Source organism: Immundisolibacter sp., assembly GCF_050250495.1.
GTDB lineage: Bacteria > Pseudomonadota > Gammaproteobacteria > Immundisolibacterales > Immundisolibacteraceae > Immundisolibacter.
Genome location: NZ_JBFWOM010000007.1, coordinates 110760 through 131640 on the forward strand (window position 1 = coordinate 110760; position 20881 = coordinate 131640).

A 20881-nucleotide genomic window follows, 5' to 3' on the forward strand; every position below is an offset into this window, starting at 1 on the left:
ATCGTGCACGCCATGAGCGGCCGCATCCCCGACGACTTCATCGACGCCGTTCTGGCGCGCACCGACATTGCGGAAGTGATCGGCGCGCGCGTCCCGCTGCGGCGCAGTGGCCGGGAGCTGTCTGGCCGCTGCCCGTTTCACGAAGAAAAGACGCCGTCCTTCACCGTCAGCCCGCAAAAGCAGTTCTACCACTGCTTCGGCTGCGGCGCGCACGGCTCGGCGATCGGCTTTCTTATGGCGCTCGACCGGCTCGATTTTCGCGAGGCAGTGATCGAACTTGCCCAGCGAGCCGGGATGAATCTGCCCCAGGAAACGGAAGCCGCGCAGACGCCGTCCGGCCCGCCGCTCGCGCCCCTGTACGAGGTCCTGGCGGCGGCGAGCACGTTTTACCAGCAGCAGCTGCGTCGCCACCCGGCGGCGTCTACGGCCATCGAGTACCTCAAGCACCGCGGCCTCGACGGCACCACGGCGGCGCGTTTTCATATCGGCTACGCCGCCGACGAGTGGGACCGGCTCAAGCAGGCACTCGCGCCGCGCTACGGCGAAGACCTGCTGCGCCAGGCCGGCCTCCTCACCGGCGACGAGGACCGCCGCGGCTACGACCGCTTCCGCGGGCGCATCCTGTTCCCGATCGAGGACCGCCGCGGGCGGGTCATCGGCTTCGGCGGTCGCATCGTCGGCGCTGGCGAACCGAAATACCTCAACTCCCCCGAAACGCCGGTGTTCCACAAGGGCCGCGAGCTGTACGGCCTGCCGAACGTGCTCGCCCACGCCCGCCAGCCGGACGCGCTGCTGGTGGTCGAGGGCTACATGGACGTGGTGATGCTGGCCCAGCACGGCATCGACAGCGCCGTCGCGGTACTCGGCACCGCGCTCACGGCGGATCATCTCAAGACCGCGTTTCGGCTCACGCCGCGCGTCATCCTGTGCTTCGACGGCGACAACGCCGGCCGGCGCGCGGCCGAGCGCGCCGTCGACACGGCGCTGCCGGAACTCACCGACGGCCGCGAGCTGCGGGTGCTGTTCCTGCCGCAGGGCGACGACCCGGATTCGCTGGTGCGACGCGTCGGCAAGGAGGCCTTTCTGGCCCTGACCCGGGACGCCACGCCGGTGTCGCAATACCTGCTGCGCCGCCTGCAGGACGAGGTCGATCTGGGCTCGGCGGAGGGCCGCGCCCGATTGTCGGTGCTGGCCAAACCGCAGCTTGAAAAACTGCCGGCGGGCACCTTTCGCGACCTGCTGGCGGACGAAATCGGGCGCCTGGTCGGCCGCAGCGTGCCCGCCTCGCCCCCGCAACGACGCTCGCAACCGCCGCGCAAGGTGCCCGGCACGCTGCGCCCATCGCTGATCCGCCGCGCCATTCTGGTGCTGGCCCACTACCCCGAACTCGCGGCCGAACTGGGCACGCCCGAAGCACTCGAAACCGTCAGCCGACCGGGCATCAACCTGTTGTGTCGCCTGCTCGGCACCGTCGCGGGCATGTCGCGACCGCGCCTCGATCGGCTGATCGAGCTGTGGCGGGACAGCGACGACGGCGCCACGCTGTCGCGCATCCTCGCCGGCGGCGAGCTGGTGCCGGACACGGCCGAGGAGGCCGCCGAGGAACTGCGGCAGATTGCGGCCGGATTGCGATCGCAGACACAGCGGGCGGAGCTTGGCGCATTGCTGCGCGACGCCGCGCCAAGTCGGCTCGATCCGCAACAGAAAGCCGAGGTGCTCGCGCTCTTGAAACCGCAGCGCAAAACCCCGACCTGATGGTCCGTGGTTATAATTCTCGGTTCCGCGCAAATCGCTTCGAGGTGCCCCATGGATAACGCCGTCGACCACTCGGAAGAGAACAACGAGCTCAAGCAACTGCTGGCGCTCGGTCGGGCCCGCGGCTACCTCACCTACGGCGAGATCAACGATCACCTGCCGCAGGACATCGTCGAGGCCGAGCAGCTCGAAAGCATCGTCGGGATGATCACCGAGATGGGCATCCGCGTGTCGGACGCCCCGCCGGACATGGAAGAGCTGCTGATGAGCGGCGACACGGCGGTCACCGAGGACGAAGCGGTCGAGGAAGCCGCCGCGGCCATGACCGCGGTCGAGCGCGAAGGCCGCACCACCGATCCCGTGCGCATGTACATGCGCGAGATGGGCACCGTGGAACTGCTCACCCGCGAGGGCGAGATCGCCATCGCCAAGCGCATCGAGGCCGGCCAGCAGCAGGTGGTCGCGGCCCTGTTGCGGCTGCCGCGCGCGCTCGACGAGATTTTCGGCCTCTACGACCAGGTCCAGGCGGGCCAGTTGCGCCTGTCGTCGTTCGTGGCCGGCTTCTATGAAGTCGAGGAGGCGGAGGGTGACGCTGCGACCGAGTCGAGCGACGACGCATCGGTGGTCGCTGCGGAAGTGGACGACGCCGCGGAAGACGAGGCCGACATCGAGGCGGACGCGCCGGCGGCGGTAGAGGAGGTCGAGATCGGGCCCGACCCGGAACTGGTGCGGGCGCATTTCGAGATGCTGCGCGGTTTGCGCGAGCAGGTCGCCAAACTCGAAGCCGGTAAGAAGCCTAATCCGCAGAAGCTGGCCGACCTGCGCGAGGAGCTGAACACCAACCTGCTCAAGCTGCGCGTCATTCCAAAGCAGGTCGAAGATCTGGCCGGCCTGATGCGCAGCCTGATGGAGCGCATCCGCCAGCAGGAGCAGGTCATCCTCGACCTGTGCGTCAACAAGGCCGACATGCCGCGCAAGGATTTTCTGCGCGTGTTCGTGGGACACGAGACCGACACCGGGTGGCTCGACGTGCAAGTGCAGGCCAAGAAGAAGCACAGCACGCGCCTGAAGCAGTTCACGGACGACATCCGCCGCGCGCAGCGCAAGCTCGCCGAAATCGAGCGCGAACACGGGCTTGAAATCCCCGCCATCAAGGAGATCAACCGCCAGATGCTGGCCGGCGACCGGCACTCGAACCAGGCCAAGAAGGAGATGGTCGAGGCCAACCTGCGTCTGGTGATCTCGATCGCCAAGAAATACACCAGCCGCGGCTTGCAGTTCCTGGACCTGATCCAGGAGGGCAACATCGGCCTGATGAAGGCGGTCGACAAGTTCGAATACCGCCGCGGCTACAAGTTCTCGACTTACGCCACGTGGTGGATTCGCCAGGCCATCACCCGCTCGATCGCTGACCAGGCGCGCACCATCCGCATCCCGGTGCACATGATCGAGACCATCAACAAGCTGAACCGCGTGTCGCGGCAGCTGTTCCAGCAGCTCGGCCGCGAGCCGACGCCGGAGGAACTTGCGGTCAAGATGGAGATGGCCGAGGACAAGATCCGCAAGGTGCTCAAGATCGCCAAGGAGCCGATCTCGATGGAGACGCCGATCGGCGACGATGAGGATTCGAGCCTTGGCGATTTCATCCAGGACACCAACACGCTGTCGCCGATCGACATCAGCACCGCCGACAGCCTGCGCGATGCGACGCAGGACGTGCTGGCGTCGCTGACGCCGCGCGAGGCCAAGGTGCTGCGTATGCGCTTCGGCATCGAGATGAACAACGACCACACGCTCGAAGAGGTCGGCAAGCAGTTCGACGTCACCCGCGAGCGCATCCGCCAGATCGAGGCCAAGGCGCTGCGCAAGTTGCGCCACCCGAGCCGCTCCGAGAAGCTGCGCAGTTTTCTCGACTGACGCTCGACTGACGCCATTGCCCCACCGGCCCCGCCGCGCGTGGCCGGCCCTGCTCGAACGGGCCTTTAGCTCAATCGGTTAGAGCAGCGGACTCATAATCCGTTGGTTGTGGGTTCGAGTCCCACAGGGCCCACTCCGACACCCCGGCGCCGACGGCAACGCCACGCTCAGGCGTGGGCCGCTGCCGTCTCGGGTGCCGTGACGGCCTGTTCCCCCAGCCAGTCCGGCCAGCCCGCCTTGCGGTTGGCCTCGCGCGCGATGGCCTGCTCGGCCGGGCTCGCGAAGCGCAGGTCCCAGTCCTTCAGGCGCGGCATCGCCACGTACTTGAACCACAGCGGCGGCACGAACGCACTCACCGCGCACACGAACAGGTTCGGCATCTGCGGCGCGTCCGGGTGCGGGATGAGCTGGTCGAAGCGCAGGTCGGGGTCGATGTGGTGGTCGACGTGGGTGGTGATCTCGTAGCCGATGGTGCGGTCCAGCCAACCCAGGTGATTCCAGGTGTGGTGCAGCTGCGTCGCCGAACCGGGCACGCGCACCAGGCCGTAGTGCTGCAGGTAGTTGAGCGCCTCCAGGAAGAACTTGGCGATCACCTGCGCCGCGAGCGTCAGCAGACCCGCCAAAAGGCCGCCGTACGCGCCCACCGCGAGCGGAATGGCGACCAGCAGCGCCACTTCCCAGAACAGGAAATTGCGCGGCGACCACAGGCCGGCGCCGGTCACCTCGCGCCGCTTGCGGGCGGCGGCGAGCAGCTCGTCCACGTTGCGCCGCGTGCAGCGCCACATGAAGGGGTACACGGTGCTGCCGCGCGGCGCGTAGTCGGCGTCGGCATCGGTGTCGAAATGGATGTGGTGCGTGTACAGGTGCGGGATGTCGCGATGCGCGTCGGCAAAGAACGCGCACAGCAGCTTGGCCAGGCCGCGCGAGAACCAGTCCTTGCGGTGCATCAGCTCGTGCGCGACGGGCACATTCGGCACCGCGTTCAGCCACACCAGCGTCCCGACGGCGAGCGCCAGCACCGCCGCCTGCGCGCCGAATCCTTCGACGCCGATGCCGGCCTGCAGGCGCCAGGCGAACGCGCCGTACAGCGCAATCATCAGCGCGCCGTGCAGGTACAGCGGCAGGTCGGCGAGCAGCGGGTGGCGGAACTGCCGCACGGCGTGGTCGACCGGCGTCACCTGCGCCGCCGCCGCCAGCACGAAGAACGTGCCGAGTCCGGCGCCCATCCACCAGCCGCCGGCGACGAAACCGGCGATGCCGGCCAGCACCGTCAGCGAACACAGGTAGTAACGCAGGTAATCCTTCATGGGGGCGGTCCGTCGTGGGGAGTGAGTTCAGAAAAACGCGGCCGGGAGCCCTCCGTGGCCCCGGCGATGCGTTCAGGGAAAGACGTTCAGGCTTTTGTTCAGGAACACGTTCTGCTGCACGGTGAGCAGGCGCCGCGCGATGCGCAGCTCGCCGCCAACGCGCCGCAGCAGGTCCTCGCGGTGGCAGTACAGCGTGTGCTCCTCGTCCTCGTTCATGTTGCGGTACACGACCGACACCGAGTACACGCGGTACTCGTCGGGATTGGCGGTGTGTTCCACCTCCACGTTGTGCACCAGGTGCGCGGTGCGCGTGCGCGGGTCCTCGGTCCAGCAGGTGCCGGTTTCGAGCCGTTTCAGGCGGCGGTCGAGATCGAACTTGTCGTCGTTGTAGTAGGCGCTGTCGTAGATCGACGGCGCGCGCTCGTCCTTGCGGTAGCGCTGGGTGCGCGCCGGCATCCAGTAGTGGATGTCGTCGGTCAGCAGGTCCATCCACGCGCGGTACTGCTGGCGGTCCTTCAGGCGCGCCTCGCGGTAATAGAACTGCGTGATTTCGCTGATGAGTTCCAGCGACGGCGGCTGCGTGGCGGCCTCGACGTCCTTGGCGATTGCGTTCATGGCGGGGGGCTCCTTCAGCGCGTCGGCCGGCCGGCGTAGCGCGGCGTGTAACGCTGCGGCACGTCGGCCCAGGTACGGGCGTTCATCAGGTCCGCCCAGCGCTGGTAGAACAGGCGCTGATTGGCATCGTTGAACTGCCCCTTGTGCACGATGCCCGGCAGGTCCGGGTGCTCGATGCGGCGGCTCAGGCCCGACCCGTAGTGCAGCTTCTCGTGGCGGCTCACCCAGCCGGCGTTGGTGCGGGTGTTGCCCTCCCAGTTCTCGCCGTCGTCCATTTCCAGCGTGCCGGCCGGGTTGAAGGTCATGTTGCAGGCCTTGTTGATGGCCTGTTTCACGGACTGCGGCGCGTCCTTGGGCACCACGGTCCAGATGCGCAGTTCGAGCTTGCGCGGGCCGCGCGGCAGCCAGGTGCGGAAGGTGTGGATGCCGGGCAGGAAGGTCATGTTGGGGAACATGGCAGCCGACGCCAGCGAGCCGAAGATGTGGGCGCGCAGGTTGCCGATGCGCTCGATCATCCGCGGGCGGATCTCGGTGTAGTAATCGATGATTTCCTGGCTGCCGAGGATGGCGATGTCGCCGAAGCCCTCCAGCGCAAATTCCCAGCCGTGGCCGTTGACGCTGGCGTGAAACGTGTCCGTCGGGTCGTAGGCCGGGAACGCGCCGCCCATCATGGCCTTGCCGCCGGAATCGTGCGTCCACCAGGCGTGGTAGGCGTCGCCGATGAAGTTCTCGACGCCGAATTTCCAGTTGGCGTTGGCGTAGGACTTGATGGTGCCGGGCAGGAATTCGATGCCGCCCTCGTCGTTGTCCAGAAAGGCATCGAGGTACCAGCGGTAGTCGCCGAGGTAGTCCTCGAGCGACGGCGCCGAGGGATCGAAGGTGGCGAAGATCATGCCCTTGTAGGACTCCACCCGCGCCTGACGCGCGCCCCACTGGCGCTTGTCGATGTCGCCGGCGTCGTAGGCCTCGGCCTCGTTCGGCAGGCCGGTCAGCTCACCCGCGGTGTTGAAGGACCAGCCGTGATAGTTACAGTTGAAGCGGCGGGCGTTGCCCTCGTCGGCGAAGCAGATCTTGTTGCCGCGGTGCGTGCAGGCGTTCAGGAACGCGTACACCTTGCCGTCGGCGTGGCGGGCGACGATCACGCCGTCCTCGCCAAGATACGTAGTCAGGAAATCGCCCTTGTTCGGCAGCTGTGAGTCGTGCGCCACGAACTGCCAGCAGCGCGCGAAGATGGCCTCCAGCTCGCGCTCGTAGATAGCCTCGTCCCAGAAGATGCGCCGGTCGACCCAGCCTTCGCCAAGGTCCATGTAGCGCGAGTAGTCCTGCGGTGGCTGCGTGGCTTCGTACGGTTTCATGGCGCTCCTCCTAGAAGAAAACGTTCAGATTGCTGTCGATGACGATCGGGTGGTCGAACGCGATGTCGCGCTGCACCAGCAGCCATTGACCTTGATCCAGCCGCCAGCGGTCCGTTCGACCGGCGGTCAGGCGCCGCTGCTGAGCGTCGATGCGGCTGCGGTGGATTTCCACCACCGAGTGCACGCGCGCCTCGCCTTGCGTATCGGCAACGTAAATCTCCACGTTACTGACGATGCGCCGCACGGCGTTGCGCGGGTCTTCGGCCCACACGAGACCCGACTCCAGGCGCTGCACGCGAAGGCCAAGACGCGCCTTGTCGTCGTCGAACACGTAGCCCGGCCCGACAGCGAGCGCCGCGCTGCGGTCGGCGCGAAAGCGCCTTGATGTGAGCGGCAGTCGGTACCGCACGTCATCCGCCAGCAGGGCCAGCCAGTCGGCGTAGCGCTCGGCATCCAGCAAGCGCGCTTCGCGGTATAGCGCCTGCGTGAGGGCAAGGTGCTGCTCGACCGGCAGCAGGACGTGCGCGTCAGCCGACATGGGCGCGACCCTCCGCGGCGGACAGCGGGTTCAGGTTGTACTGCGGCACGGCGCTCCAGTCGGCGGCGGCCATGTGTTCCTGCCAGCGGCGGTAAAAGAAACGCTGGTTGTGCTCGCTGACCACGCCGACGGCGATCTCGCCCGGCAGGCCCGCACGCGCGCCGCTCCTGCCCTGCGCCATGTTGGTGTGCACGTCCATCTGGCGCGTGCGCCAGCCGCGCGATTGCTCGGTGCAGGCGGCGAGGTTGTCGCCGTCGTCGTTATCGAACAGGCCGGCCGGGCCGAAGGTGAGCAGCTGGTTGTCGAGAATGCGCTGCTTGATGGAGTCCGGCATGGCCGATTCGGCCATGGCCCAGGTCCACTGCTCGATGCGCCCCGGGCCCTTCGGGTGGTAGACGCGGAACCAGTTCAGACCCGGCAGGAATTGCAGGTTCGGAAAGATGGTGAAGTTGAGCTGCGAGCCCCAGAACCGCTCGCCGCGCGTGCGCCCCAGGCGCTCGATCACCGTCGGGCGGTTGGCTTCGAGCCACTGCATGATCTCGCCGTTGTCCGGATAGAAGCTGTAACCCGACACGCCGTCCACGGTCGCCAGCAGCGAGTGGCCGTTGAGGCCCGCGATCGACAGCCCGCCTTCGAGATCGACGCTGGCGTTGCCGACCGTGAAGCCCGAAAAATCCATGCTCTGCACGGCCTTCATGGCGCCGGCGTGCGCCCAGCCGAGGTGGTAACCGTCGCCGCACACGTTCTCGACCGGCAGCTTCCAGTTGGTGAGGATCTCTACCTTCTGCGCCTCGCCGAGCAGCACGCTGCCGCCGGGCAGCGCGTCCAGCCACACGTCGAGGTACCACTTCATGTCGCCGAGGTAGTCCGACAGGCTGGGTGCGTTCCGGTCGAAGCAGCCGAACACGAGGCCCTTGTAGGACTCGACGCGCTCGACCGGCACCAGGCCAAAGCGGGCCTTGTCGATCTCGTTGAAGTAGGCGTCCTTCTCCAGCGGCACGCCCACCAGCGCGCCGTCGGTGCCGAACGCCCAGCCGTGGTAGTTGCAGGCAAAGGCCTTCGCGTTGCCGCGGTCCGCCCGGCACAGGCGGTTGCCGCGGTGCGTGCAGGTATTCAGAAACGCCTTGATCGAGCCGTCCGGCTGGCGCACCACCAGCACGTCGTCCTCGCCCATGTAAGTGCGCTGAAAGTCGCCCGGGTTCGGAATCTGCGACTCGTGGACCAGAAACAGCCAGCAACGGCCGAAGATGCGTTCGAGCTCCTGCTCGTACACGGCCGGGTCGGCATATATCTGGCGACGCTGCGCGGCGCCCGCGCCCGTGACCAGGCCGGCGTAAGCGTTCATTCGGGGCTCCTCCTGCGGGAAAACATAACCACCGCGGGCGGCGAAGGCCGCGGCGCGTCGGTGGCTGGCTGAGCGGTCTTTTTGCAGCCGGCGTGCCAAGCAGGCGTTCGTTCAGGCAGCAGGCCGCTTTAAGACAGGCCAAGGAAGCGCCGGGCGCGACCGCGGCGCAGCGACTGTGACGCTCGCGTCACATACGCCCATAATCGCCGCACGATTTCTTACCCGAGCGTCACCATGTCCAGCGCCGTCGTCCATCTGCCCGACATCCGCGACCTCGCCGAGCAGGTCCGTTTCACGCCCGACACCGGCCGCATATGGGTGCGCGACCAGCGCGGCGTGCTGCTGACGGCCAGCGTGTACGGCGCCTTGCGGCGCGAGCTGATCGACCGCCTGGGGCCGGCGGCAACGCGCGAGCTGCTGTCGCGCATCGGTTATGCGGAGGGCGGCCGTGACGCCGAAGCCGCCCGCCGCCTGCGCCCGGACGTGAGCTACTTCGACGCCTTCGCCGTCGGCCCGCAGGTGCACGCACTGGCCGGCTTCGGCTGGTCCGAGGTCGTGCACCTCAACGCCGAGCCGGAAAGCGGCGCCTTCGCCGGCGAATTCCTGGTCCACGACTCGCTCGAAGCGGCCACGCATCTGGACGCCTACGGCCAGAGCCCGGAGCCCGTGTGCTGGATGCAAAGCGGCTACGCCAGCGGCTTTGCCAGCGCCTTCGCCGGGCGGCCGATCCTGATGCGCGAGGTGGAGTGCCGCGGCATGGGCCACGAGGCCTGCCGGCTGATCGGCAAGCCGCTCGACGAGTGGCTCACGCAGGCACCCGACACGCGCTACTACCAGCCGGAAGCGTCAGTGAACCGCTTCGCCGACGCGCCGGCCGGCGAGCACGACGGCGTGGTCGGCATCTCGGCCGGCTTCGGCGCCGCCATGCACCTGCTGCGCAAGGCGGCCGACAGCCGCGCCACGCTGCTGTTCGTCGGCGAGACCGGCGCCGGCAAGGAAGTGTTCGCGCGCCTCGCGCACCGCATGAGCGGGCGCCGCAACGAGCCGTTCGTGGCCGTCAACTGCGCGGCGCTGCCGGAAACGCTGATCGAAACCGAGCTGTTCGGCGTGGTCAAGGGCGCCTACACCGGCGCCAGCAAGTCGCGCGCCGGGCGCTTCGAGCGCGCCGACGGCGGCACGCTGTTCCTGGACGAGGTGACCAGCCTGAGTCTGGCCGCGCAGGGCAAGCTGCTGCGCGCGCTGCAGGAACGCGAGATCGAGCGCGTGGGCGACAACCAGACGCGCCGCGTTGACGTACGCGTCATGGCCGCCTGCAACGTCGACCTGCGCCAGGCAGTGGACGACGGGCGCTTTCGCGAGGATCTGTACTTTCGCCTGACGACCTTCCCGGTGCCGATTCCGCCGCTGCGCGAGCGGCGCGACGACATCCCGCTGCTGATGGCGCACCTGCTGCGCCGCTTCTGCACCGAGCACGACAAGACCGTGCCGGGCTTCACCGCGCGCGCCGTGGAGGCGCTGTTCGCGTATGACTTTCCCGGCAACGTGCGCGAGCTTGAAAACATCATCGAGCGCGCCGTGTTGCTGGCTGGCGACGGCGAGCCCATAGACCTGCCGCAGCTCGCGCTGCGCGGCGGCCCGCCGCGGCTGGCGGCGTTCGCGCTCGACGCCGCAGGCCGCCTCAGCGACGGTGCACCCCTTGAGAACAATGACGTGCGCGCGCAGGTCTCGGGCTTGCTGGCGGCGGAGACCCACGGCGGGCGCTTCGCCGCCATCGAGCACGCCCTGCTGGAACAGGCTGTGGGCGACGCCCGCGGCAACCTCGCCGCCGCGGCGCGGGCGCTGGGCCTCACCCGCCGGCAGGTGCAGCTGCGCCTGGAGCGCCACCGCCGCGCGGCCAGCTCCGCCGGCTGACGGCGGCAGGCAGCCGCGCCTTCACAGCGCCATCACGCGCCCGGGTGCGAAGTAGTCGAAGCTGAACTCGGTGGCATCGCCGACGCCGCGACCGGGCAGCGGCAGCACGCGCATTTCGAGCGGTCGGCGCACCGCCTGCGCCACGGCCTGCATGTCCGCGTAGGCCGCCGCCAGGCGCGCGACCGGCACATCGCCCGGCAGTGGCACCACATCCGGTCCGCACGACCCGGCCGCGCTGGCCGCCAGCAGATCGCCCCAGCCGAAGGCACCCGCCCGGTTGGCGGCGGCAAGACCGGCGTCCTCCAGCACGATCAACATCGGCGCGCAGAACCCGGCGCGCGGGAAGCGCGCCGCCGCAACCGCCCGGCGCAGCGCCGCCACAGCCGCGAGTACGCCCGCGCCGCCCAGCGGCACGCCGGCCAGCGCTTCGATGACCGTGCCGAGCGAACGCGCCGGCTGCGGGTACGGGGCGAGTGCGCAGTCGATGCCGTGGAACCGGTAGCCGCCGGCATTGGCCTCGGCCAGCGTCGCCAGCGGCGCGAGCTGCTGCTCCAGCCGTGCGGCCAGACGCGCCTCGAACACCGCAAGATCGCCGCCGCCCGGCAGCGCATCGACGGCAACATCGGCCGCCTCGATGGCGATGGAGAAGCCATCCTCCTTGCCGCTGGTCGCCGCCGGGAAGAACGGCGCGCCCACCGGCACGCCGTAGGCAGCCGCAAAGCGCAGGTTGGCGAAACCATCGGCCCCGAGCCGGCTGATGGCGAGCACCGCCTGCGCGCTAGCGTCGAACGCCGCCGGCGTCGCCGCGAGCAAGTCCGCGGAACAGAACAGCCACTGCGTGCCGGCCAGCGCCGCCGGCACCTGCGCGATCCAGTCCGGCTGATCCGCCCCGGCGCGCAGGGTGCCGATGGCGCAGTGCTTGAAGCCCGCCGCCACCGCGTCGGCCTCCAGCCGCTGCGCCGCGGCCGGCAGCTCGGCCGGCGCACGCAGCCAGTCCTGCGCCGGCGGGGTCGCCAGGCGCAGGCTTTGCACGGTAATGCCGGCGGCCTCGATACGCGCCTTGAGCGCGGCGGCAAAACGCCCGCCGTTCGCCAGGCGCGCCGGGTCGCGCAGCGTTGCCGCGCTGGCGAAAAACGTGACCGCGCGAACCTGCATCAGGCGTTGGCGGCACGCTGGCGCTCCGCCATCTTCTTCATCTCCTCGACCACCGACTGCTCGGTGTCGACCAGGCCCTGCTGCCACACGTCGATGCTGTCGAGCCCGCGCGCCAGCACGCGCGGCTTGGGCGGCGCGTCCTCGGTGAAGTGGCGGGCGCCGAAGCTCATCTCGGCGACCGTATCGGGTCCGGCGAAGTAGAAGCCGACCGACGTGGACGGCGCGTGGCGCAGCAGGTCCATGGTGATTGGGTAGCCGAGCTTGCGCACCGTGGCGCGGGCGCGCATCACGTCGTCCAGCCCCGGCGGCTGGAAGCAGATGTGATTCAGGCCACTGCCGGCGCCGCCAAAGCCGCCGACGCCGATGCCGTGGTGCCAGCCGTTTTTCATGTGCAGAAAGCACACGTCGCGCTCGATCCAGTCCGACTCGCGCATGCCGAGCACGTCGCGGTAGAACGCCACCGCCGCGCGCGTGTCGCCGGCCGCCAGCACCACGTGCTGGATGTCCAGCACCTGCACCGTGCGCGGGCTCGGCGGCGTCGGCATGGCGATCATGTCGCAGTACAGCTCCAGCGGATTGCCGGCCGGGTCGTTGAAGCGCAGGTAGCGATCGACCCGCGCATTGGCCAGCCCGTCACCGGCCTCGACCGCCACGCCGAGCGCGCGCAGATGCGCCTCGAACAGGTCGAGCTCGTTACGCGTCTCCACCTCCAGCGCCACCCGGCCGAGGCCCGGTTCGGAGGACTCCTCCAGCACGATCCAGTGGTGCTGCATGCCGCCGCGCAGGAACACCGTGTTGCCCTGCCGCGCGCTGATCTCGAGCGGCACCGCGCGCGTCCAGAACGCGAGCGACTCGTCTAGATTCTTGACCTTCAGATGCACGTAGCCCATGCGCAGCGGGCAAAGACGCGTGTCGGACATGGCGGTTTCTCCGGTGATGGCGGGCGCGTATGGCGTGGGCTCACGATCATGCGCGCCGGCCTTCGGCCCGACAAGCCGCCACCGCCGGTGCCGTCCCGGCGCGGCCTGTGCGATCGCGGGCGGTTGTTGCTAGGCTGCCGCCCACACGCGGCGCCTAGACCGCGGATGGAGGAGACGCCATGGGCCACAGACCGGTGCTGGCCATGTTGTTGACGCTCGCGCCGGGGCTGGCCGGCGCCCTCGACATCGAGGGCACGGTGTCCGCCGCCGGCAAGCCGCTCGCCGGCGTGCTGGTCACCGCCGAGGACCGCGAGAGCGGCGACAACGACAACCCGACCTCGGTGTCCGCGTTCAGCGACGCCAGCGGGCGCTTCGCGCTGTCCGGGCTCACGCATGCACGCGCGGCGCAGGTGGACGTGCGCGCGCACCGGATCGGCTATCGTCTGGCGAGCGAGACGCGCGCCGCCGGCGCAGCAGGCCAGCCGCTGTCTATCGCGCTGCAACTTGATCCGACCGACAACATCGCGGACCAGGCACCGGCCTCCGCCTGGCTCGGCCGGATGCCGCTGGACGACCGTGGCGCGCGCTTCGTGGCCGGCCAGTGCGCCGGCTGTCACCAGTTTCCGAGCCGCCAGGTGCAGCGCTTCGCCGCCAGTCTCGCCGGCCTCGGCCCGCAGCAGCGGCAGGAACGCTGGACCGAGGCGACGCGGCAGGAGAACGCCCGCCTGTGCGAGCAGCTGTGGCGCGGCACCGTGCAGAGCATGCGCGGCATGGCGCTGCGCTTCTCGGCCGACTCGCCGGTGCGCTGGGGACTCGACGAGAGCCACCCCGAGTACGCCAAGCTGCTCACCGCCGATTACAGCCTGTTCAATGCGCAAGAGGAGTCCGCCGGCGCGAGCGCGCTGGCGCAATATCTGGGCACCGACTTCAGCACCCTGGCCTTCGCCGATTACCCGGCCGCGGCCACGCCGCTGGCGGCGACCAACCGCACGCGCATCACCGAGTACGCCCTGCACGCCGGCGGCTGGACGCGCGAGATCGCCTGGACCCCGGCCGGCGGCTACCTGTGGCTGGTGGAGGACAACGCCGACCGCATCGCGCGCCTCGATCCCAAGACCGGCCGCGTGCACTGGATCGCCGTGCCGGGCTCGCCGCAGCACCCGCAGGGGCCGCACACCATCAACGCCGACCGCGACGGCAACCTGTGGATCACGCTCGAGGAAAGCTATGCGCTGGCGCGCCTGGACCCGAAGACCGAGCAGTGGCGCATCTATCCGGGCTTCGGCGAGTTCTCGGTGGCGCACGACACCTGCGTCGATCACGAGCGCTACGTCGTCTTCGACGCCCGCGGCCGCCTGTGGCTGACGCTGATCGGCCAGAACGAGCTCGCCTCGCTCGACCCCGCGACCGGCAAGATCGAGCGCTTTCCCATGCCGCACAAGGACAGCGAGGCGGCTTTCCACGCCGCGCTCTACAGCTGCGTGATGAGCGCTGACCGGAAGCACGTGTGGTTCACGCAGCTGAACGGCATCGTCGGTGGCTTCGACGTCGAATCCGGCACGCTGCACACGGCGCTGCCGTTCCCGCTCGGCACCATCCCGCACCGCATGAGCATCGACGATCGCGACGTGATCTACGTTGCCCTGTCCGGCGACGGGCAGGTGCTCGCCTACGACACGCGCGCTGGCAAGGAACTCGCCCGCCATCCGCTGCCGGACCGCAACGCCTCGCCGTATGCCGTGAGCTGGGACCAGCGCCGGCGCGTGGTGTGGGTGGCGGCATCGAACACCGACGCCGTGTATCGCCTCGACCCCGCCAGCGGCGCCATCACCGTGCTGCCGCTGCCCCGCCCGCGCGCGTACCTGCGCATGATCGATCTCGACCGTCAGACGGGCGATCTGTGGGCCAGCTACGCGCACCTGCCGATCAATCGCGGCCCGAACTACGCCGTGCGCATCGAGCCCGGCGACGCGCCGGCCAGCCCCTGAACCCACCCCACCCGGAGGACCCCGATGCCACGCGAGGAACACACCGTCCGCGGCATGCTGCGCCGCACCGCCGTCTACTTTCCGGCCAACGACGCGGTGGTCGACGAGCAGTTCCGCTACACCTACCGCGAGCTGTACGACCGGGTGCGCCGCACGGCGCGGCTGTACCACGAGCTTGGCGTGCGCAAGGGCGACCGGGTGGCGCTGCTGCTGCTGCCGTCCGCCAACCACGTGGTGGCGCTGTTCGCCGCCTATGAACTCGGCGCGATTCCGGTGGCGCTGCACGTGCGCGAATCGGTGCCGGTGATGGTCAAGACCCTGCAGCGCCTGTCGCCGCGCATCCTGGTCTACGAGGCCAACCTCGCCGAGCAGGCCGCGCAGATTCGCGCCCAGTCGCCGGGTCTGTCGGGGTTTGTCGCCGCCCGCAGCGGCGTGACGGCGCTCGAAGCCGCGCGCGCGACCGGCGATGCCGTGCTGCCGGACGATCTTGACCGCTACGACGCGGACCTCGAACCGATGGCCGTGTTCGAGGACGACATCGCGCTGATCTGTCTCTCATCCGGCACCACCGGCATCCCGAAGGGCGTGATCCACCGCAACCGGCCGCTGGTGGAGGGCGCGCGCGGCGGCGTGTACATCTACGGCGTCACGCCGCACAGCGCGCAGCTCATCCCGATCAGCACGTCCTTCATGGGCTGGCAGAACGGCGCCCTGCCGGTGCTGAACGTCGGCGGCAAGCTCGTGTTCATGGCGCAGTTCTCGCCGAAGGGCTACGTGGACACGCTGCGGCGCGAGCGCTGCACGATTGCCGTGCTGCTGCCGACCATCTGGCGGATGCTGTTCCAGATGCCGGTCACGGCGCAGGACTTCGACAGCGTGGAGCTGGCCGGCTTCGCCGGCGAGGTGATCGACATGGGCACGCTGGGTCGCATCCGGGAGCTGGTCACGCCCAACATCATCAACATCTACGGCACCACCGAGTCGGGCCTGTCCGCCGGCACCATGATGTTCCGCCAGGATCTCGACCGGCCGGACAAGATCGCCAGCATCGGCAAGCCGCTGCTCAATTCCGAGGTGCGCGTCATCGCCCCCGGCGGCACGGCGGACGACATCCTGCCGCCCGGCGAGGAGGGCGAGATCATCATCCGCGGCCCGTCCGTGGCCAACGAGATGTGGGACGATCCGGCCAAGACGCGGCAGGTGTTCGAGGGCCCGTGGTGGCACTCGGGCGACCTTGGCGTGATGGACGAGGAGCAGTACCTGTACATCCGCGGGCGGCTCGACGACATGATCATCTCGGGCGGTATCAACATCATGCCGGCGCCGGTGGAGGACGCATTGCTCAAGCACCCGGCGGTGGCGGAGGTGGCCGTGGTCGGCCTGCCGGACGAGGTTTGGGGCCAGGCCGTCACCGCCTTCGTGATGGCCAAGACGCCGGTCACGGCGCAGGAACTCGACGCCTTCCTGCAGGCGTCCGAGTTGTCGTCCTACCAGCGCCCGCGGCGCTACGAGTTCCTGGACGAGCTGCCCAAGGGCCCGACCGGCAAGCTGAACCGCCGCGCGTTGCGCACGCGCGTGGCGTGATCGGCAAGTAAAGGTCGGCAACCACAGGAGGGCGAAACCATGACGCACGACTTCACCGGCAAGGTGGCCATCGTCACCGCCGCCGGGCAGAGCATCGGCTTCGAGACCGCGCGCCTGCTGGCGCTGGCCGGCGCGCGCGTGGCGGTGTGCGAGCTCGACGCGGACAAGTGCCGGGAAGCTGCCAAGGCGATCACGGACGCAGGCGGCACCGCCACGGCGTATCCGCTCGACGCCACCGACCAGGCACAGGTCGACGCCATGGTGGCCGACGTGGTCGCCCGCTGGGGCGGCGTTGACCTCCTGATGAACGTGGTCGGCGGCACGCGCTTTCCGCGCCGCGTCGACGAAATGCTGGAGGCCGAGTGGCAGGCCACGCTCGACAGCAACCTGAACTCGGTCTTCCGCTGCGTGAAGGCGGTGGTGCCGGCGATGCGCCGGCGCGGCGGCGGCGCCATCGTCAACACCTCGTCCGGCGCCGGCCTGATGCCGAGCAACCGCAACGTCGGCTACGCCGCGGCCAAGGGCGCGGTGAATAACCTGACGCGCGCCATGGCGCTCGACTACGCGCGCGACAACATCCGCGTCAACGCCATCCTGCCCGGCATGATGCTGTCGCCGCGCATCCGCGGCTGGATGGCCGCCAACCCCGAGTTCGCCCACATGGGCGACAGCATCTGCCCGCTCGGGCGCGCCGGCGAGCCGGTGGAAGCGGCGCGCGCCGCCGTGTTCCTGCTGTCGGACGCCGCCAGCTACATCACGGGCGCCCTGTTGCCGGTGGACGGCGGCGCCGTGGCCGGGCAGTACATCGCCTTCATGGAGCAGGGCGACACCGGCGAGCGGGTGTAGAACCGCGCCCAGTCCGTTTCAGGGAGAACCCATGCTGCAACGCCTGGGCAGCGCGCTGTCGCGCCTGTCCGAACGCTACGTGCCGGACGCCTGGATCATCTGCCTCATGCTGACGGCGATTGCGATAGCGCTCGCCTGGGCCGGGCCGGGTGCCGATCCGCTCGCCTCCGCTCGCGCCTGGGGCGAGGGCGTGTGGACGCTGCTGCCGCTCGCCATGCAGTTCACGCTGGCGCTGGTGGCGGCGCATGCCTGTGCCACAGCGGCGCCGGTGTACCGGGCGCTCGACCGGCTGGCGTCGGTCGCCAACGCCGACCGGCCGCGCCAGGCGGTGCTGCTGGTGGGTGTGTTCTCCCTCGTCACCGGCTGGCTCAACTGGGCGCTGTCGCTGGTGGCGACGGCGCTGTTCGTGCCCTTCGTGCTCCGCCGCAACCCGCGCGCCGATGTGCGCGTGGTGCTGGCGGCCGGGTATCTCGGCCTCGGCACGGTGTGGCACGGAGGGCTGTCCGGCTCGGCGCCGCTCATTCTCGCCACGCCCGGCAACCCGCTGCTCGGCACTGGCGGCACGCCCGGCGTGGTGTCGCGCCTTTTTCCGATAACCGAGACGCTGCTCATCCCGTTCAACCTCGGCCTCATCACGCTGGTGGGCGCCGTGGCGCTGGCGGTGGTGTGTTTGCTGCACCCCACGCACGGCGCGCGCACGGTCGACGCTGCAACCCTCGACGCGCTGCTGCCGGCGCCCACCCCGCTGCCCGCGCCCGCCACGCCCGCGCAGCGCATCGACCACTTCCCGGGCTGGGTGTGGTTCGCGGCGCTGCTGCTGCTGTACCCACTCGGACACGCCATCGTCACGCGCGGCTTTGGCGCCAGCTGGACAATCAATGCCTACAACGCCGTGTTCATCGCCGCCGCGCTGCTGCTGCACGGCCGCCCGGCGGCGTTTCTGGTCGCCTGCCGCAACGGCACCGCCGCCGCCTGGGGCGTGATCCTGCAATTCCCGTTCTACGGCGGCATCTATGGCGTGTTGCAGCACACCGGCCTCGGCCGCTGGATCGGTGATCTGTTCGCCGGCCATGCCAGCGCCGCCAGCTATCCGCTGCTGGTGTACCTGTACTCGGCGGCGATGAACCTGTTCGTGCCGTCCGGCGGCAGCAAGTGGATTCTGGAGGCGCCGTTCCTGATCCCGGCCGGCGAGGCGCTCGGCGTGTCGCCGGTCACCACGCTGCTCGCCTACTGCTACGGCGACTCCACCACCAACCTGATCCAGCCGTTCTTCGCCATACCGCTGCTGGCGGTGATGCGCGTGCGGTTTGCGGACATCCTGGGCTACACGGCCATCGTGGCGGCGGCGTGTCTTGTGCTGAACATCATCGCGATGCTGGTGATTCCGCTGACGCTGTAAGACGACGCACCCGGCGGCCGCGCCGGCTCAGCCTTCAACGTGTCGCCCCGGACGACACGTCCGCCCGACGTGTCGCAAAAACCGGGAAATTGCGACACGTTCCGCTGCCCAGACCGGTCGCTCCGAGATGGCCACGCAACGCCACCGGGCCGCTGACCGCGCGGACGCCAACGGCGTAAAGTCCCCCCGCAAACCCGGCACACACCAAGGAGGAGCCGCCATGCAAGGACGCCATTTCATCAACACCCCGCGCGCGGTCGAAAAGCTCACCGCCGCCGGCTGCGACGCGCTGGTCGGCGCGGACGCGCGCAACGTGCTGTACCTGTCCGGCGTGCGTACCTTCGACACGCAGTGGGCGCTGCCGGAACCCGGCACGGCGGTGATCGTGCCGGTGCGCGACGCCGCCGACCGCAGCACGCTGTGTATCGGCGCGCACTACATCCCGTACCTGTTGCAGGAGCCGACCTGGGTGCCGCGCGTGCGCTGCTACGACTGGTTCGGCTACCACACCTACGTGCTCTCGCAGCCGGACCCGGGCACCGCGCACAGCCCGCTGCGCGCGGACGTGCAGGCGTTCATCGCCGAGCAGCACATCGACGAGATCGCCAACGACATCGTCGAGGTCACGGCCAACGCGCTGACGGAACTTGGCCTCGACAAGGCGCGCGTCGCCTTCGACGACCTGCGGCTTGCGTCCTACATCAAGCGCCGGCTGCCGGAGCTGACGGTGATCGACGGGCATGACCTGCTGACCGACATCCAGAAGGTGTCCACGCCGGACGAGATTGCGCTCATGCAGGAGGGCGCCGCCATCAACCAGCGGGCGCTGGAGAAGGTGATCGACGCCGCCCGCCCCGGCATGCGCTGGGAGGAACTGGCCCACATCTACCGCATGGCGCTGGCCGAACGCGGCGCCGTGCCGACCACCGACAAGGGCCTGATGTGGGGCAGCCACTACAAGGGCGAGCACATCGTGGACAGCTTTTACCTGCCGCGCAGCGACTTTGCGCTGGAGGCCGGCCGCGCCTACATCTTCGAGACCTACAGCATCTACAAGGGCTACACCTGCGACGGCTCGCGCACCATTTTCTTCGGCGACCCGCCGGCCGGGTACCGCAAGATCGTCGACGCCGTGATGCACGCCTACGAGGCGATCGAAACGCACCTGCGGCCCAACCAGGACAGCGGCCTCGTCTACCAGACGGCGATGGAAATCATCCACGGCGCCGGCATCCCCACGCCCGAGAAAACCGCCACCGCCACGCACGGCGTCGGCCTGCAGCCGGTCGGCTGGTACGTGCCGTACCCGGCGTTCACCAAGATTCCGCAAAGCTACATGCTGGAGGGTGGGCAGGTGATGGGCATGGACGTGCTCTATTACGGCCACGCCGTGCACCCGTTCCACTTCGAGAACCAGCTGCTGATCACCGCCGACGGCCCGCGCAGCTTCTTCACCAGGCCGCAGGTGCTGCCCAAGGGCCTGCTGGTGCGCGACGGCGAGCGCCTGTCGAGCTACTGCCCGCCAGTGACGCTCAAGCAGGAACAGGGCATCGACCTGGGCAATCTGCGGCTGTAGGGGCGGGCAGGCGGCAGGGCGGCGTGCGTTACGCCGCGCTGCGCGCGCGGGCACCCGATTTCCGCGCCGCCGCGCCGAGCGCCCCTTCCGCCCACTTGTTAAGGCTTGTGCCGCTGCGCGCCGCGGCCTTCAAGGCCGCGGCATGCACGTCCGGCGCGATGCGGAGCATGACATTGCCGCTGGCGGGCTTCTCCGGCGGCGAGCCGAGTTCGTTCGAGGCCGTGATGTAGGCATCCACTGCGGCGTGAAACTGGATTTCGAACTCGGCGACCGACTCACCGTGGAACACGATGACGTCGTCGATGCCCAGCACGCGGCCGACGATGACCTTGTCTTGCGCATCGAAGGTCATGCTCGCCGTGTAGCCTTGGTAGGTCATTGCATTGGTCATGGCTTCAACCCCATCCACTCAACAAATTCGCGAACCGCCAATACGCGGTACCGCAGCGCTTCCTTGCCGGGGTGCGGGCGGTGCACGGTCAGCTTGCGGCCACCGAATTCGAAGGTCACCGCCGAGCCGGCACCTTCCACCACCTGACACCCACCGCCTTTGAGCATCGACTCGATTCGCGACCAGTCGAGGTTGCCGTTCACCGGGTCGGCAAGGACGCGCTCCAGCGTTTTACGGTGGGTGCTGTTCACGTGCAGGAAGATAGCACGATGACTGCAC

General features: G+C 69.2%; 17 protein-coding genes and 1 tRNA gene. 9 read left to right on the top strand and 9 right to left on the bottom strand.

The annotated features are described in order from the left end of the window. Nucleotides 1–12: 12 nt before the first annotated feature. The 3 genes from dnaG (at nt 13) to AB7F93_RS07365 (ending at nt 3805) form a co-directional block, all read left to right on the top strand. Nucleotides 13–1755, top strand: a complete 1743-nt coding sequence (gene dnaG / locus AB7F93_RS07355) for a DNA primase (protein ID WP_428302242.1) — start codon at nt 13–15, stop codon at nt 1753–1755. 51 nt (nt 1756–1806) lie between these two features. Then, the gene (gene rpoD, locus AB7F93_RS07360) at nt 1807–3672 is read left to right on the top strand and encodes an RNA polymerase sigma factor RpoD (protein ID WP_428302243.1); all 1866 of its coding nucleotides are present in this window, start codon (nt 1807–1809) and stop codon (nt 3670–3672) included. Nucleotides 3673–3731: 59 nt separating this feature from the next. After that, nucleotides 3732–3805 (top strand) — tRNA-Ile (locus AB7F93_RS07365). Nucleotides 3806–3839: 34 nt separating this feature from the next. Here the strand turns inward: AB7F93_RS07365 and AB7F93_RS07370 are convergent. The 5 genes from AB7F93_RS07370 to AB7F93_RS07390 form a co-directional block, all read right to left on the bottom strand. Beyond that, a complete protein-coding gene (locus AB7F93_RS07370) occupies nt 3840–4979 on the bottom strand; it encodes a fatty acid desaturase (RefSeq protein WP_428302244.1) in 1140 nt (379 codons plus the stop codon). Nucleotides 4980–5051: 72 nt separating this feature from the next. Next, a complete protein-coding gene (locus AB7F93_RS07375; protein ID WP_428302245.1) occupies nt 5052–5594 on the bottom strand; it encodes a 3-phenylpropionate/cinnamic acid dioxygenase subunit beta in 543 nt (180 codons plus the stop codon). A 14-nt stretch (nt 5595–5608) separates the two neighbouring features. Next, the gene (locus tag AB7F93_RS07380) at nt 5609–6949 is read right to left on the bottom strand and encodes an aromatic ring-hydroxylating oxygenase subunit alpha (RefSeq protein WP_428302246.1); all 1341 of its coding nucleotides are present in this window, start codon (nt 6947–6949) and stop codon (nt 5609–5611) included. 10 nt (nt 6950–6959) lie between these two features. Next, on the bottom strand, nt 6960–7487 hold the full coding sequence (locus AB7F93_RS07385) for an aromatic-ring-hydroxylating dioxygenase subunit beta (RefSeq protein ID WP_428302247.1): 528 nt from the start codon (nt 7485–7487) through the stop codon (nt 6960–6962). After that, nucleotides 7477–8832, bottom strand: a complete 1356-nt coding sequence (locus AB7F93_RS07390) for an aromatic ring-hydroxylating oxygenase subunit alpha (RefSeq protein ID WP_428302248.1) — start codon at nt 8830–8832, stop codon at nt 7477–7479. Before AB7F93_RS07390 ends, AB7F93_RS07385 begins: the two co-directional genes overlap by 11 nt. A 234-nt stretch (nt 8833–9066) precedes the next feature. On the opposite strand from AB7F93_RS07390, the gene AB7F93_RS07395 reads away from it, so the two are divergent. Then, nucleotides 9067–10743, top strand: a complete 1677-nt coding sequence (locus AB7F93_RS07395; protein ID WP_428302249.1) for a sigma 54-interacting transcriptional regulator — start codon at nt 9067–9069, stop codon at nt 10741–10743. A 21-nt stretch (nt 10744–10764) separates the two neighbouring features. Here AB7F93_RS07395 and AB7F93_RS07400 read toward each other — a convergent pair whose 3' ends face one another. After that, nucleotides 10765–11898: a DUF711 family protein gene (locus tag AB7F93_RS07400; protein ID WP_428302250.1), complete on the bottom strand. Its 1134-nt coding sequence runs from the start codon at nt 11896–11898 to the stop codon at nt 10765–10767. After that, entirely contained in the window at nt 11898–12818 is a 921-nt protein-coding gene (locus AB7F93_RS07405) for a VOC family protein (protein WP_428302251.1), read from the bottom strand. Before AB7F93_RS07405 ends, AB7F93_RS07400 begins: the two co-directional genes overlap by 1 nt. A gap of 179 nt (nt 12819–12997) precedes the next feature. Between AB7F93_RS07405 and AB7F93_RS07410 the strand changes: the two genes are divergently transcribed. The 5 genes from AB7F93_RS07410 (at nt 12998) to AB7F93_RS07430 (ending at nt 20211) form a co-directional block, all read left to right on the top strand. Continuing rightward, a complete protein-coding gene (locus tag AB7F93_RS07410) occupies nt 12998–14806 on the top strand; it encodes a virginiamycin B lyase family protein (RefSeq protein ID WP_428302252.1) in 1809 nt (602 codons plus the stop codon). Between the two features lie 24 nt (nt 14807–14830). Continuing rightward, on the top strand, nt 14831–16390 hold the full coding sequence (locus AB7F93_RS07415) for a class I adenylate-forming enzyme family protein (RefSeq protein WP_428302253.1): 1560 nt from the start codon (nt 14831–14833) through the stop codon (nt 16388–16390). A gap of 39 nt (nt 16391–16429) precedes the next feature. Then, entirely contained in the window at nt 16430–17236 is an 807-nt protein-coding gene (locus AB7F93_RS07420; RefSeq protein WP_428302254.1) for an SDR family NAD(P)-dependent oxidoreductase, read from the top strand. A gap of 31 nt (nt 17237–17267) precedes the next feature. Further along, nucleotides 17268–18635 carry a TIGR00366 family protein gene (locus AB7F93_RS07425; protein ID WP_428302255.1) on the top strand — a complete coding sequence of 456 codons (1368 nt, stop codon included), beginning with the start codon at nt 17268–17270 and terminating at the stop codon, nt 18633–18635. Nucleotides 18636–18855: 220 nt separating this feature from the next. Beyond that, complete coding sequence (locus AB7F93_RS07430; RefSeq protein WP_428302256.1) at nt 18856–20211, top strand: M24 family metallopeptidase; 1356 nt, start codon at nt 18856–18858, stop codon at nt 20209–20211. 28 nt (nt 20212–20239) lie between these two features. Here the strand turns inward: AB7F93_RS07430 and AB7F93_RS07435 are convergent, their stop codons facing one another. Together AB7F93_RS07435 and AB7F93_RS07440 are read right to left on the bottom strand one after the other, a co-directional pair. Next, nucleotides 20240–20563 (bottom strand): type II toxin-antitoxin system HicB family antitoxin, encoded by a 324-nt coding sequence (locus tag AB7F93_RS07435; protein WP_428302257.1) that lies wholly within the window; start codon nt 20561–20563, stop codon nt 20240–20242. Between the two features lie 35 nt (nt 20564–20598). Beyond that, the coding region (locus AB7F93_RS07440; protein ID WP_428302258.1) for a type II toxin-antitoxin system HicA family toxin at nt 20599–20881 on the bottom strand (283 nt) is incomplete at its 5' end.

Excerpts from the sequence above, each read along its gene's own strand:
- dnaG (WP_428302242.1), top strand. The coding sequence starts at position 13 with ATGAGCGGCCGCATCCCCGACGACTTCATCGACGCCGTTCTGGCGCGC.
- rpoD (WP_428302243.1), top strand. The coding sequence starts at position 1,807 with ATGGATAACGCCGTCGACCACTCGGAAGAGAACAACGAGCTCAAGCAA.
- AB7F93_RS07370 (WP_428302244.1), bottom strand. The coding sequence starts at position 4,979 with ATGAAGGATTACCTGCGTTACTACCTGTGTTCGCTGACGGTGCTGGCC.
- AB7F93_RS07375 (WP_428302245.1), bottom strand. The coding sequence starts at position 5,594 with ATGAACGCAATCGCCAAGGACGTCGAGGCCGCCACGCAGCCGCCGTCG.
- AB7F93_RS07380 (WP_428302246.1), bottom strand. The coding sequence starts at position 6,949 with ATGAAACCGTACGAAGCCACGCAGCCACCGCAGGACTACTCGCGCTAC.
- AB7F93_RS07385 (WP_428302247.1), bottom strand. The coding sequence starts at position 7,487 with ATGTCGGCTGACGCGCACGTCCTGCTGCCGGTCGAGCAGCACCTTGCC.
- AB7F93_RS07390 (WP_428302248.1), bottom strand. The coding sequence starts at position 8,832 with ATGAACGCTTACGCCGGCCTGGTCACGGGCGCGGGCGCCGCGCAGCGT.
- AB7F93_RS07395 (WP_428302249.1), top strand. The coding sequence starts at position 9,067 with ATGTCCAGCGCCGTCGTCCATCTGCCCGACATCCGCGACCTCGCCGAG.
- AB7F93_RS07400 (WP_428302250.1), bottom strand. The coding sequence starts at position 11,898 with ATGCAGGTTCGCGCGGTCACGTTTTTCGCCAGCGCGGCAACGCTGCGC.
- AB7F93_RS07405 (WP_428302251.1), bottom strand. The coding sequence starts at position 12,818 with ATGTCCGACACGCGTCTTTGCCCGCTGCGCATGGGCTACGTGCATCTG.
- AB7F93_RS07410 (WP_428302252.1), top strand. The coding sequence starts at position 12,998 with ATGGGCCACAGACCGGTGCTGGCCATGTTGTTGACGCTCGCGCCGGGG.
- AB7F93_RS07415 (WP_428302253.1), top strand. The coding sequence starts at position 14,831 with ATGCCACGCGAGGAACACACCGTCCGCGGCATGCTGCGCCGCACCGCC.
- AB7F93_RS07420 (WP_428302254.1), top strand. The coding sequence starts at position 16,430 with ATGACGCACGACTTCACCGGCAAGGTGGCCATCGTCACCGCCGCCGGG.
- AB7F93_RS07425 (WP_428302255.1), top strand. The coding sequence starts at position 17,268 with ATGCTGCAACGCCTGGGCAGCGCGCTGTCGCGCCTGTCCGAACGCTAC.
- AB7F93_RS07430 (WP_428302256.1), top strand. The coding sequence starts at position 18,856 with ATGCAAGGACGCCATTTCATCAACACCCCGCGCGCGGTCGAAAAGCTC.
- AB7F93_RS07435 (WP_428302257.1), bottom strand. The coding sequence starts at position 20,563 with ATGACCTTCGATGCGCAAGACAAGGTCATCGTCGGCCGCGTGCTGGGC.